Here is a 13,222-nt window from a genome sequence, read left to right on the forward strand (position 1 = left end):
TCACATCTCCGAGCGGATGCGGGGCAGCGGCGGTGCAGGCCGGGTGATCCAGCTGACCACCAGGGTCACAAGCAGGCCACACGGCACACCAAACACCCCCGCCGAGATGGGCTGGATGCCGAACCACAACCCGTCGGCCAGTAGCCAGCGCGGCAGCACCTGCATGGCTGGCACATGCGACAGCATGTAGTACACCGTGATGGCCAGTCCGCCCAGCATGCCGGCCACCGCGCCTTGCCGCGTGGTGCCCCGCCAGAAGATGCCCAGCACCATCACCGGCACAAAGGCCGATGCCGCCAGCGAGAACGAGGCAGACACCATGGGCAAAATTTCGGACGGCTTAAGCGCCGCCACAAACGCAGCCGACAAGGCCACGGCCAGCAGCGTGAACTTGGTCAAGATCACCCGCTGCTCGGGCGACGCCTGGCGGCGCGTGTCCTGAAAATACAGGTCGCGCACCAGCGCATTGCTGATGGTGAGCAGCAAGCCGTCGGCCGTGGACAACGCCGCTGCCAACCCCCCCGCCGCCACCAGGCCCGACACCACATAGGGCAGCCCACCCAGCTCGGGCGTGGCCAGCATGATGAGGTCGGCCCCGAGGCGGATCTCGCCAAACTGGATCAGGCCATCGCCGTTCACGTCTTCCACCGACAGCAGCGAGCTGTCCACCCGCGCCCACTGGGCCATCCAGTTTGGCAGGGCCTCAAAGCTGCTGCCCACCAGGTTCTGCATCACCTCGAACTTCACCAGCACGGCCAGTGCGGGAGCACTGAGGTACAGCAGTGCAATGAAAAACAGCGACCAGCCCACCGACGCGCGCGCCGCCGACACTGTGGGCGAGGTGTAGTACCGGGTTAGCAGGTGGGGCAACCCGGCGGTGCCCACCATCAGGCAGAACATCAGCGCCAGAAAATTACGGCGCGTGAGTTCATAGTCGCGTTGCTCCTCTGGGGTGCCGTGGGGGTCACCCGCATAGGCCTGGCTGTGGGGCGGCAGCCCGCCGAGGGGGCGTGCACGCTCGTAGTTCTCGCGCATCTCGCGGGTCCAGCGCTCGCGGGCCGAAGCCGCATCGCGCGGCAGCGCGGCCAACTCGCGGCTGGCAGAGACGATGAGGCCCACATCCGCGTTCTGCGCACGCAGGGCCCGGATGCGCTCACGACCCTTTTCGCGCTCGCGCTCCAGGGCCGCCTCCACATCCTGCAATCGCGCTTCGAAGTCTTTGGCGCGCTGCAGGTAGGCCTGCACCACCTGGTGCTCGGCCGGGGAGTCAAGCAACTGCGCTTCCAGGTCGGCAATCTTGCTGATCTGCGCGCCATACACCAGCGGCGCCAGCGGGTTGCCCAATTGCTTGTACGCCAGCCACGACACCGGAATCATGAACGCCAGCAGCAGCACCACGTACTGCGCCACCTGCGTCCAGGTGATGGCCCGCATGCCACCCAGGAACGAGCACAGCAGCACCCCGCCCAGGCCGAGCATGATGCCGATTTCGAACTGCACGCCGGTGAGGCGCGACGCAATCAGCCCCACGCCATAGATCTGCGCCACCACGTAAGTGAACGAGCACAACACGGCCGCCAGCGCTGCAATCACACGCGGCCAGCGCCCGCCAAAACGCACATGGAAAAAATCGGGAATGGTGTACAGCCCCATGGCCCGCAGGTGCGGCGCAATCAGCATGGCGACGAGGCAGAAGCCCCCTGTCCACCCCAGCAGATAGGCCAAACCACCGGCCTGCCCGGGCGTGCCCGAAAAGCCCTGCAAGTACAGCGCGCCCGACAGGCTGATGAAGGACGCCGCACTCATCCAGTCGGCCGCCGTGGCCATGCCGTTGTACATGGGCGGAATGCGCCGCCCCGCCACGTAGTAGTCCTCGGGGTCGGTCGTGCGGCCGTACACGCCGATGCCGGCGTACACCATCACGGTGAGGAACAGAAAAATCGGGCCGATCCAGTGGCGCGACAGCCCCTGGTGCTCGGCCCAGGTCATCAGGGCCAGAAAACCCAGTACGCCCGCCACGTACAGCGCCAGGATGCGGTGCAACCGCCACAGATAGGCGCGGTCCGCCTCAGCACTGCCCGGCTTGCGCTCAGCCATGGGCGCGGTCTTCTGCGGCCGGGGCGGAACGCTCCAGCGCCTCGCGCTGCTGCTGGTCCTGCCGCTCAAAGTGGTTCATGGCCCAGCCGTAGGCGACCACGATCGCGATGAACACCAGCACCGCACCCTGCGCCGCAATCCAGTAGCCCAGGGGCCAGCCCCCCACCACCAGCACCTGCAGGTCGCGGGCGAAGTAGGTGGCACCAAACGACACCAGGGCCCAGAGCAGGAGCAAACCTGCCTTGAGCCACAGGTGGCGCACGTCGTGCAAATCGGGGGGAAACGGCCCCGCCATCTCGGCGTCGGCGGGGCGGTTGGCGGGCTGCTGCAACGGCATCACGGGCGCGGCATCACGGACGCGATGGCGGGTGGTGCAGTGGGCACGTGGTGCACAGGGCAGCCCGGTCGGTGCGTCAGCCTGCCAGTTGCTGCCAGGTGGCAATCACGCTGTCGGGGTTGAGCGAGATCGACGAGATGCCTTCCTTGGCCAGCCACTGTGCAAAGTCGGGGTGGTCGCTGGGGCCCTGGCCGCAGATGCCGATGTACTTGCCCTGGGCCAGGCAGGCCTTGATGGCCTGGTGGATCAGTGCCTCCACAGCCGGGTCGCGCTCGTCAAAGTCCTGTGCCAGCAGCTCCAGGCCCGAGTCGCGGTCCAGGCCCAGGGTCAGCTGGGTCAGATCGTTGGAGCCGATGGAGAAGCCGTCGAAGAACTCCAGGAAGCGCTCGGCCAGGATGGCGTTGCTGGGCACTTCGCACATCATGATGACCTTGAGGTCGTCCTTGCCACGCTGCAGGCCATGCGATGCGAGCAGCTTGGTCACGCGCTCGGCCTGGCCCAGCGTGCGCACAAACGGCACCATCACCTGCACGTTGGTCAGGCCCATGTCGTTGCGCACGCGCTTGAGCGCTTCGCATTCCATCGCAAAGGCTTCGCCGAAGTCTTCGCTGATGTAGCGGGCGGCGCCACGGAAGCCCAGCATCGGGTTTTCTTCCTCGGGCTCGTAGCGGCTGCCGCCGATCAGCTTGCGGTATTCGTTGGACTTGAAATCCGACAGGCGCACAATGACGGGCTTGGGCCAGAAGGCGGCGGCGATGGTGGCCACGCCTTCAGCGACCTTGTCTACATAGAACGCACGGGGCGACGCATGGCCACGGGCCACGGATTCCACGGCCTTCTTCAGGTCGGCGTCGATCTGGGGGTAGTCCAGGATCGCCTTGGGGTGCACACCAATGTTGTTGTTGATGATGAACTCCAGGCGGGCCAGGCCCACGCCCGCATTGGGCAACTGGGCAAAGTCAAACGCCAGCTGGGGGTTGCCCACGTTCATCATGATCTTGGTCTTGATGGGGGGCATCTCGCCGCGCTGCACTTCTGTGACTTCGGTTTCGAGCAGGCCGTCGTAGATCTTGCCCGTGTCGCCCTCAGAGCAGCTCACGGTGACCAGCGTGCCGTCTTTCAGTCGCTCTGTCGCGTCGCCACATCCCACCACGGCCGGGATGCCCAGCTCGCGCGCAATGATGGCGGCGTGGCAGGTGCGGCCGCCCCGGTTGGTGACGATGGCGCTGGCGCGCTTCATCACGGGCTCCCAGTTGGGGTCGGTCATGTCCGTCACCAACACGTCGCCGGGCTGGACCTTGTCCATCTCGGAAATGTTGTGCACCAAGCGAACGGGGCCGGTGCCGATCTTCTGGCCAATGGCGCGGCCCTCGGCCAGCACGGTGCCATGGCCCTTGAGCTTGTAGCGCAGCTCGGCCTGGCCCTTGGCCTGGCTCTTCACCGTCTCGGGGCGGGCCTGCAGGATGTAGAGTTGGCCGTCGGTGCCGTCCTTGCCCCACTCGATGTCCATGGGGCGGCCATAGTGCTGCTCGATCACCAGCGCGTAGCGGGCCAGTTGCTCCACATCGGCGTCGGTCAGCGAGTAGCGGTTGCGCTGTTCGGTGGGCACATCAATGGTCTTGACCAGCTTGCCGCTGGCGGCCTTTTCCTCGGGCGTGGAGAACACCATCTGGATCAGCTTGCTGCCCAGGTTGCGGCGGATCAGCGCCTTCTTGCCCGCTTGGAGCATGGGCTTGTGCACGTAGAACTCGTCGGGGTTCACGGCGCCCTGCACCACCGTCTCGCCCAGGCCGTAGCTGCTGGTGATGAACACCACGTCTTCAAAGCCGGATTCGGTGTCGATGGTGAACATCACACCCGCAGCGCCGAGGTCGGAGCGCACCATGCGCTGCACGCCAGCGGACAGGGCCACCACATCGTGCTCGAAACCCTTGTGCACGCGGTAGGAGATGGCGCGGTCGTTGTACAGCGACGCGAACACTTCCTTCATCTTGTGCATGACTTCGTCGATGCCCACCACGTTAAGGAAGGTTTCCTGCTGGCCGGCAAACGATGCGTCGGGCAAATCCTCGGCCGTGGCGGACGAGCGCACGGCAAACGAGGCAGCGGGGTTGCCAGCGCTCAGCTTGGCAAATTCGTCCGCGATGGCCTTTTGCAGGTCGGCCGGGAAGGGCTGTGCCTCGACCATGGCGCGGATTTCGGCGCCGACCTGCGCGAGGGCGCGCACGTCTTCGGTGTCCAGGCTCTTGAGCTTGGCGCTGATTCGGTCGGCCAGGCCGTCGTAGGCCAGGAATTCACGGAACGCGTGGGCGGTGGTGGCGAACCCGGTGGGCACGCGCACGCCCTGCGGCAGCTGGGAGATCATCTCGCCGAGGCTGGCGTTTTTACCGCCAACGGCCTCGACATCGGTCATTCTCAGGTTTTCAAACGGTACGACCAGGGCGGTCGGGCTGAAAAGTGCAGACATGGGAAAGCTCCAGAAGTTGAAACCGGGTCTGCGTGCCGGGCCCTGGATGGCTCCTGGCAGGCGGCCATGCACGGCCTGAGGCTTTGTCGTTGTGGTTGTGGGCCGACGCGGTGCATGGTGAGAATTGGATAATTGTGACAATTGTAGGCCCGAGCTTCTGGCAACGGGCTGACGCTTTCACGCGACTGACGCAAAACGGGGAATCGCCGCTTCTTTGTGGTGTCCACCCCGCTGGCGTAAGCCGCATCCAAAAAAAGGGGCTCCATGCACTCGCGCACCGTATTTTTTGTCTCTGACGGCACCGGCATCACCGCCGAAACCTTCGGCAACGCCATCCTGGCCCAGTTCGAGATGAAGCCGCGCCATGTGCGCCTGCCCTTCATCGACACCGTGGACAAGGCCCACCAGGCGGTGCGGCAAATCAACCACACCGCCGAGGTGGAGGGCAAAAAGCCCATCGTCTTCACCACCCTGGTCAACATGGAGGTGCTTAAAGTGATCCAGGACGGCTGCAAGGGCATGCTGCTGGACATGTTTGGCACCTTTGTGCACCCGCTGGAGCAAGAGCTGGGCATCAAGTCGCACCACCGCGTGGGGCGCTTCAGTGACGTGAGCCGCAGCAAGGAATACACCGACCGCATCGAAGCCATCAACTTCAGCCTGGCCCACGACGACGGCCAGAGCAACCGCGACCTGGCCGGTGCCGACGTGATCCTGGTGGGCGTGAGCCGCAGCGGCAAAACCCCCACCAGCCTCTACCTGGCCATGCAATGCGGCCTGAAAGCGGCCAACTACCCACTGATTCCCGAAGACTTCGAGCGCCGCCAGCTGCCCCCTGCCCTGGTGCCATTTCGCAGCAAGATCTTCGGCCTGACCATCAGCCCCGACCGCCTGGCCGAGATCCGTTCCGAGCGCCGCCCCAACTCCAAATACGCAAGCATTGAAAACTGCCGCGCCGAGGTGGCCGAGGCCGAGGCCATGATGCGCCGCGCGGGCATCCGGTGGCTGTCCACCACTACCAAGTCCATCGAAGAGATTGCGACCACCATCCTGCAGGAAGTGCGGCCGGAGCGGCTGGTGTATTGATCCTGGCGCGCACTGCAGCCAGGTTCAGCACAGCGCCTGTGATTCCCCTCGGCTCAGCGCTCACGCTTCCATCGATGCTGCTACAACTATCAAATTTATAGCTACAGGCGCATGATGCACTAGCGCTTGCGCCCGGTTTGGCGTAAAACTCCGCTGCAACGCCGAACAGCAGGCTCTACAAGTCGCAGCGGAGGCAGGCAATCCAAGGGGCCACAGCCCCATTCACACGCCGCCCTACTTCACCGCAAACCGCACGTTCGCCGCCTTCTTGCCCGGCAGCGTGACCAGCGCCACCACCTTGGTGCCAGCCGCCACCTTGAAGGCGCCTTTGGTTTCGAGCTTGCCTTCTCCCGCAGGCGCCAGCACGGCCTCGGATTTTTCGGTGCCGTTGAGCAGGGTGAGCTTGGCGCTCACGCCCTCGGTCTTGGCGGGTTTGCCGTGGTCGCGCAGGTACAGGGTGAGGGTATCGGGCTGGGCTACAAGTTCGTAGTCCATGTCGTTGGCCTCGGCCACGATGCCGCCGTGTTGGGGCTTGTGGTCGTGGCCTGCGCCGTGGTCGCCAGCAGCGTGGGCGGCGGTGGTGGTCAAAGCGGCGAGGGCCAGGGCGGCGAAAAGTTGGCGGATGGTTTTCATGAGAGTCTTTTCAAAGGGTGAATGAAAAATCAAACGAACACACGAAGAAAAAAGCAAAGCTCAGAACGCCTCGGCGTTCTTGTCGTCCAGCAGGCGTTCGGCATCCTTGCGGCCAAACAGCCAGAACATTGCTGGGGTGAGGAAGGTGTCGAGCAGCGTGGAGCTGATGAGGCCGCTGAAGATGACCACGGCCACCGGGTGCAGGATTTCGGTGCCGGGGCGTTCGGCCTCCAGCAGCAGCGGGGCCAGGGCAAACGCTGTGACCAGGGCGGTCATCAGCACGGGGCTCAGGCGCTCCAGCGAGCCGCGCACGATCATGGCGGTGTCAAAGCGTTCGCCTTCCACGCGCATCAGGTTGAGGTAGTGGCTCACCTTCAAAATGCCGTTGCGCACCGAGATGCCCGCCAGCGTGATGAAGCCGATCAGCGCCGCCACCGACAGCGGCTGGCCCGACACCCAGAGCCCCAGCACCGCGCCCACCAGTGCCAGCGGGATGTTGGCCATGATGAGCGCCGACAGCGTGGCCGAGCGGTAGCGGGTGTACAGCACCACAAACATCAGCACCAGCGAGACGATGGCCAGCAGGCCCACCAGGCGGCTGGCTTCTTCCTGCGCCTGGAACTGGCCGCCCAGGGTGATGAAGTAGCCCTCGGGCAGGCGCGTTTCAGCCACGGCTTGGCGGATGTCGGCCACCACGTCGGACAGCGCCCTGCCCTGCGCGTTGGCCGAGAGCACGATGCGGCGCTTGCCGTCGTCGCGGCTGATCTGGTTGGGGCCGTCGCCCTCTTCGATGGTGGCCAGGCGCGACAGGGGCACGGGGCCACGGGGCGTGTCGATCAGCACGCGCGCCAGGCCGTCGATGGAGCGTGCGCTGTCGGGCAGGCGCACCACCAGCGCAAAGCGGCGGCTGCCCTCCACCACCTGGGCGACTTTTTCTCCTTCGACCAGCGTTTGCAGCGCGGCCAGCACCTGGGGGGCGGGCACGCCCATTTGGACGGCAGCGGCGTAGTCAACGCGCACGGCGATCTGCGGGGCCAGCACCTGCTTTTCTACCTCCAGGTCGGCCAGGCCGGGGATACCCGCCAGCCGTGCGCGCAGGGCTTCGGCCTGGCCGCGCAGGGTGTCCAGGTCGTCGCCAAACAGCTTGATGGCGATCTGCGAGCGCACGCCCGACAGCATGTGGTCGATGCGGTGCGAGATGGGCTGGCCGATGGCGATGGCGGCAGGCAGGTGCGCGAGGCGGCTGCGGATGTCGGCCTGCACCTCGGCCATGCTGCGCTTGAGTTCTGCTGCGGGCAGCAGGCCCACGTCCAGCTCACTCACGTGCACGCCTTCGGCATGTTCGTCCAGCTCGGCGCGGCCGCTGCGTCGGCCCACGTGCGTGACCTCGGGCACCTGGCGCACCAGCACCTCGGCCTGGCGGGCCAGCGCACTCGATTCGGCCAGCGTGACGCCGGGGTTGAGCCGCATGCCGATAAGCAGCGTGCCTTCGTTGAACGGCGGCAAGAAGGTGGTGGGGAAAAACGGCACCGCCGCTGCCGACAGCGCCACCGCCGCCGCGCTCACAGCCAGGGCGGTGCGTGGGCGCGCCAGCACGGCCGCAAGCCCGTTGCGGTATCGCGCCTTGAGCCAGGCCACCACGCGGGTGTCGCCGTGGTCGAGGTTCTTCATGCGCGGCAGCAGGTAAAAGGCCAGCACCGGCGTGACCGTGACCGACACCAGCAGCGATGCCAGCGTGGACACGATGAACGCAATGCCCAGCGGCACAAACAGCCGCCCCTCGATGCCCGGCAGCGCAAACAGCGGCAAGAACACCAGCACGATGATGGCCGTGGCATACAGGATGCCCGAGCGCACTTCCATCGACGCGAGCTTGACCACCTCGATGGGGTGCAGGCGGTGGTTCGGGTGCTTGGCGCGGTCCACCTTCAGGCGGCGCAGCACGTTTTCTACATCGACCACGGCGTCGTCCACCAGGCCGCCGATGGCAATGGCCAGGCCGCCCAGCGTCATGGTGTTGATCGACAGGCCGAAGTACTTGAACACCAGCGCGGTGATGAAGATGGACACCGGGATGGCCGTGAGCGCAATCACCGTGGGCCTGAGCGTGCCGAGGAACACGAACAGGATTACCGCCACAAACACCGAGGCGCCCATGAGCTTGCCCTGCAGCGTGGTGACCGACGCCTCGATGAAGCTTGCCTGGCGGAAGGTGACGCGTGGCGCCTCCATGCCTGCGGGCAGCGAGTTCTTCAGATCCACCAGCGCGGCCTCGATGCTGCGCGTGAGGCCGATGGTGTCGGCCGTGGGTTGCTTCTGGATGCCCAGGATGACGGCGCCCTGCCCTTCAAAGCCTGCGTCGCCGCGCTTGGTGGCGGCGGCAAAGGTGGCATCGGCCACCTGTCGCAGCAGCACACTCTGGCCGTTTTTGGCGGTGAGGGCCAGGTTCTGCAGGTCTTCGAGCCGCGAGGTGCGGCCCAGGTGGCGGATGAGGTATTCGCGCCCGCCCAGCTCCAAAAACCCGCCCGAGGTATTGGCCGCAAATCCCTTGAGCGCGCCGGTGAGCTGGTCGTGCGTGATGCCCAGCGCTGCCATGCGTGCCGTGTCCGGCAGCACCTGGAACTGGCGCACTTCGCCACCGATGGGGATGACCTGCGCCACGCCAGGGATGGCCATGAGGCGCGGGCGCAGCACCCAGTCGGCATATTCGCGCACGGCCATGGGCGTGGTCTTGCCCGCGTCGATGGGGATGGCCACCTGCATGATCTCGCCCATGATGGAGCTGATGGGCCCCATGCGCGGCGTGATGCCGCTGGGCAGGCCCTCTTCCATGGACGACAGGCGTTCCGACACCATCTGGCGCGCGCGGTAGATGTCGGTGCTCCAGTCAAAGGTGACGTAGATGAACGACAGGCCCGCGCTGGAGGTGGAGCGCACGCTCTCCACGCCGGGCAAGCCGTTCATCGTGGTCTCCAGCGGGAAGGTGATGAGCTGCTCCACCTCTTCGGCGGCCATGCCGCCCGCCTCGGTCATGAGGGTGACGGTGGGTTTGTTGAGGTCGGGAAACACGTCCACCGGCGTGCGCGAGAGCGTGAAGGCGCCGTAGACCATGAGCACGGCGGCGGCGATGAGCACCAGCAGCCGGTGGGCCAGGCTGTTTTCTAGAAGCCACTTGAACATTGCGGTGGCTCCTTAGCGGACCTGGTTGATGAGCGTGGCGCCCTGCGTAGCCACGCGGTCGCCGGGCTGCAGGCCCGAGGTCACGGCCACCGAGGTGCCATCCAGCGGCACCGCCGTGACGACCCGTGGCGCAAAGCGCTCAGGCGACTCCTTGACCCACACGATGGTCTGGTTGGCGGGGTTGCGCAGCAACGCAGCGGCGGGCACCTGCACGCCATCGACCTTGTCGGTGGACTGCACGAACACGCGCACCGGCTGGCCCAAGGCCAAGGTGCCCAGCGCGGCGGAGTCGCCCGCAAACTGCAGCGGCTGCGCCTGGTCGCGCAGGCTACGCGCCGCACCCACAAAGCGCAGCGGCACGCGCTGCCCGCCCACGGCCAGCGTGGCACCGGCCACGCCCTGGGCCTGGACCGGGTCGTAGGCCAGCGCCTCGATGCGCAGGCGCGCTGGGTCTACCACCTCAAACACCAGCTCACGCGCATCCACCACCTGGCCCGCCACGGCGTTGGCCGAAGCGATGACGCCCGACACCGGGGCCACCAGCGCATCGCGCGTGGCCAGGCCCGCGCCCACGGCGCCCAGGCGCTGGGTGAGGCTGTGCAGCTCGCTCTCGGCGGCCTCGATGTCCTTGCGCGGCACGGTGTCGGCCAGCTCGGTCAGGCGCGCTACGCGCCGTGCGGCCAGGTCGCGGGCGGCACGCAGCTCGGCCTGCTGGGCCAGTTGGTTGGACCGCTCAATAGCGCCCGCCGAGGGCACCACATAGGCCAGCACCTCGCCCTTGCGCACGGCCTGGCCCACGCCGGGCAGGCCCTTGGGCCCGGCCTCCAGCCGCCCGGCCAACACGGCCTGCACTTTGCCACCCGCGTTGGGGTCCATCACCACGGTGCCTGCCAGTTCAAAAGCCTTGGCGTGTTGCCCCGTGGCTGCCACCAGAGTGCGCACGCCCAGTTGGCGCTGCGCGGGTTTGGGCAGAAACACGCTGCCATCGGGCTGGCGGCTGGGGCCGTTGCCGGTGGGTGCGGGCGGTGCGTCACCATGGTCGTGGCCTGGGCCTGCCGAAGCAGGCACAGGGGCGCTGAGCGCGGCAGCCATGAGCAGGGCCAGCAAAGAGGGCATGGGGTGGAAGCGCTTCATGCGGCACCTCCCACGCGCTGGGTGTTGCCCATGCGGGCAACGCGGCCCCGGCGCAGGCGCCATGCGGCAGCCAGCGCCAGCAGCACAGCGGCTGCGGCGCCTGCCATCAGCGTAGTGCGGCGCGCCAGCCCCGAGGGGGCGGCATCGGTGTGGGCGGCGGGGTGCAGGTCGATCTCGCCTGCGAGCAGATCAGAGTCAGTGCCTGCGGCCACGGTGGCGGTGACGGGGCTCACGCCCTCGGCCAGCGGGGCGGCCAGGGTGGCCTGGAACTCGCCCTCAGCCACGCGGGTGACGGGCACGTTGGTGCCAGCAATGTCCAACTCCAGCCGGGCGTCTTTCACGGGGCTGTTGTCGCCCGCGTGGTCTAGGTAGAGCGCGATTTTTTGTCCGTCAAGCACGCCCACCAGCTCAAACAGGTCGGAGGTGGCGGCAAAGCGCGGCAGGGCCGTGCCCGCTGCGGCAGCGGGGGCTTCGCCATGGTCGTGGCCTGGGCCCGCCAATGCGGTGGCCGGTAACAGGCCCAGCAACAGGGCCAATCCCAGGGTAGAGAAAGTGGAAGAGAGTTTCATAGTGATCTTCAAAAGTGGTGAGAGCCCCAAGGGCGTCATTGCGGCAGCAGGCCCAGGGCTTGGCGCAGGGTGGAGATGGCAGAGGCGGCGTCGATGCGGGCGCGGGCGAGTTGGCGTTCGGCCTGGGCGGCTTCCAGCTCCACACGCAGGCGCGTGGGGCCATCGGCTTCGCCCAGGCGGAAGGCCTTGTCGATAAAGCCGCGTGTGCCCTGCGCCAGCGCTGCGTTGCGTGCCAGCGCATCGCGCTGGGCCTGCGTGGCCTTCACGCGGGCCACAGCGGCAGCGATGTCGGCGGCCAGCCGGTCGCGCTCGGCAGCAGCGCGTACTTCTGCGGCCAAGGCTTCGGCACGGGCGGCGGCCTGCTTGGCCTGCGCCCGGTCGCCCCCGCCCAGGGGCACGCGCAGGCCCACGGTGAAGGTCTGCTGGTAGCGGTCCCCCGCCTGCTCGCGCGCCCGGGTGGCAGCCACCGTCAGCTCAGGGTTGGCGCGGGTCTGCACGGCGGCCAGGTCGGCGGCGCGGCGGGCCACCTCGGCCTGATCCTGCCAGTCGGCTGCGGCGGGGTGCTGGGCAGCGGCCGTGGTGGCGTCGGGCACGGGGGGCTCGGGCTCTGCGGCGTCGGCCAGCGCCAAGCCGGGCTCGGCCTGCACGCCCCAGGCGGCCAATGCGGCCTGGGCGGCGTCGCGTGCGCCCTGGGCCTCGGCCAGGGCGGCTTCGGCCTGGGCCACGACGCCGTCTGCTTGGGCCTGATCGGCACGCGACAAATCTCCCGCACGCACGCGGCGCGCCACATCGGCGGCCAAGCGCTGGGCGTTGTTCAGCCGGTCTTGCGCCAACGCCCAGTCGGTCTGCGCGCGCTGCGCGGCCCACCAGGCTTCGCGCACGGTGGCGGCCAGTTGCAGCTGCGCGGCACGCTGGCGGCTGTTCAGCGCCTGCAGTTCAGCGTCGGCCAAGGCTGCCTTGCGGGCGCGCTCGCCGGGTAGCCACAGTGGCAGGGCCAGGCCCACTTCGGCTTCGCGGCTGCCCTGGTTGCTGCCGGGGCGGTCGGTTTTGGTGGACAGCTCCAGCGCAACCGGCTCGGCCGTCCAGGCCGCTGCCGCGCTGCGTGTTGCCCGCGCGGCCTCGCGCCGCAAGGCGACAGACTGCGCCTCAGGCTGGCGTTGCCAGGCCTGGTCAAACAGGGCCTGGAGCGTGAGGGGCCCTGTGCGGGGGTTAGAAGTCTGGGCCTGTGCAGCACTGCCCAGCAGTGCCCAGCCCAGCCCCATCACCACCAGCGCGGCGATGGGCTTGTGTTGTCGTTGTTTTGTTGATTGCATCCGATTCCTCTGCAATGGCCGGAGGGCCACAGGTTGAAATCGGCGAGGCGCGATGGTGGTCAGAAACGATCAAGTGCGCACGCAGGCGTCAGCGCGCGCGTCGCGACCGCCCCGCAAGGCAGGTCTCGATCCACATCCAAATGAAAACGGGACAGCCCAGAGCCCCCGCCTCGCCGCTCAGGCGAGGACAGGCCAGTTGGGGCGTTCAGGGCGCGAAAGGGGAGCTGGAGGCCAGGCTGGTGCCGCTTGGGCCGGCGGGCGGGCGGCAGTCACCACGATGGCATGGTCACCCAGACTGTGCGCGAGACCGCTACCCGCGCCATGGCAGGCGTGACAGTCCATGTCCGCCGGGGTGGCAGTGGACGTCTTGGCGGGATGGACAGGGGATTCGTCGGCCACGTGATCG

9 protein-coding genes are annotated in these 13,222 nt (G+C 67.4%); 1 reads left to right on the forward strand and 8 read right to left on the reverse strand.

Translation table 11 applies throughout. From position 1 onward, the window contains the following. The 3 genes from DNK89_RS05250 to ppsA form a co-directional block, all read right to left on the reverse strand. Positions 1–2,097, reverse strand: coding sequence for a VC_2705 family sodium/solute symporter (locus DNK89_RS05250; RefSeq protein WP_110959243.1), 2,097 nt, complete (start codon positions 2,095–2,097; stop codon positions 1–3). Continuing rightward, entirely contained in the window at positions 2,090–2,434 is a 345-nt protein-coding gene (locus DNK89_RS05255; RefSeq protein ID WP_060986362.1) for a DUF4212 domain-containing protein, read from the reverse strand. The genes DNK89_RS05250 and DNK89_RS05255 overlap by 8 nt, the downstream gene beginning before the upstream one ends. Before the next feature lie 76 nt (positions 2,435–2,510). Next, complete coding sequence (gene ppsA, locus DNK89_RS05260) at positions 2,511–4,901, reverse strand: phosphoenolpyruvate synthase (protein WP_110959244.1); 2,391 nt, start codon at positions 4,899–4,901, stop codon at positions 2,511–2,513. Between the two features lie 264 nt (positions 4,902–5,165). Between ppsA and DNK89_RS05265 the strand changes: the two genes are divergently transcribed. Next, positions 5,166–5,987, forward strand: coding sequence for a pyruvate, water dikinase regulatory protein (locus tag DNK89_RS05265; protein WP_110959245.1), 822 nt, complete (start codon positions 5,166–5,168; stop codon positions 5,985–5,987). A 234-nt stretch (positions 5,988–6,221) separates the two neighbouring features. On the opposite strand, the gene DNK89_RS05270 is transcribed toward DNK89_RS05265, so the two are convergent. From DNK89_RS05270 to DNK89_RS05290, 5 genes are read right to left on the reverse strand one after another with little or no spacing between them, the layout of a single operon-like run. Continuing rightward, positions 6,222–6,620, reverse strand: coding sequence for a hypothetical protein (locus DNK89_RS05270; protein WP_110959246.1), 399 nt, complete (start codon positions 6,618–6,620; stop codon positions 6,222–6,224). A gap of 60 nt (positions 6,621–6,680) precedes the next feature. After that, entirely contained in the window at positions 6,681–9,800 is a 3,120-nt protein-coding gene (locus tag DNK89_RS05275; protein WP_110959247.1) for an efflux RND transporter permease subunit, read from the reverse strand. Positions 9,801–9,812: 12 nt separating this feature from the next. Next, on the reverse strand, positions 9,813–10,934 hold the full coding sequence (locus DNK89_RS05280; RefSeq protein ID WP_110959248.1) for an efflux RND transporter periplasmic adaptor subunit: 1,122 nt from the start codon (positions 10,932–10,934) through the stop codon (positions 9,813–9,815). Then, positions 10,931–11,503, reverse strand: coding sequence for a hypothetical protein (locus DNK89_RS05285; RefSeq protein ID WP_110959249.1), 573 nt, complete (start codon positions 11,501–11,503; stop codon positions 10,931–10,933). The genes DNK89_RS05280 and DNK89_RS05285 overlap by 4 nt, the downstream gene beginning before the upstream one ends. A 35-nt stretch (positions 11,504–11,538) precedes the next feature. Next, the gene (locus DNK89_RS05290) at positions 11,539–12,816 is read right to left on the reverse strand and encodes a TolC family protein (RefSeq protein ID WP_110959250.1); all 1,278 of its coding nucleotides are present in this window, start codon (positions 12,814–12,816) and stop codon (positions 11,539–11,541) included. Positions 12,817–13,222 lie beyond the last annotated feature (406 nt).

Origin of the sequence: Acidovorax sp. ST3, from assembly GCF_003231145.1 — a bacterium.
GTDB lineage: Bacteria > Pseudomonadota > Gammaproteobacteria > Burkholderiales > Burkholderiaceae_C > Acidovorax.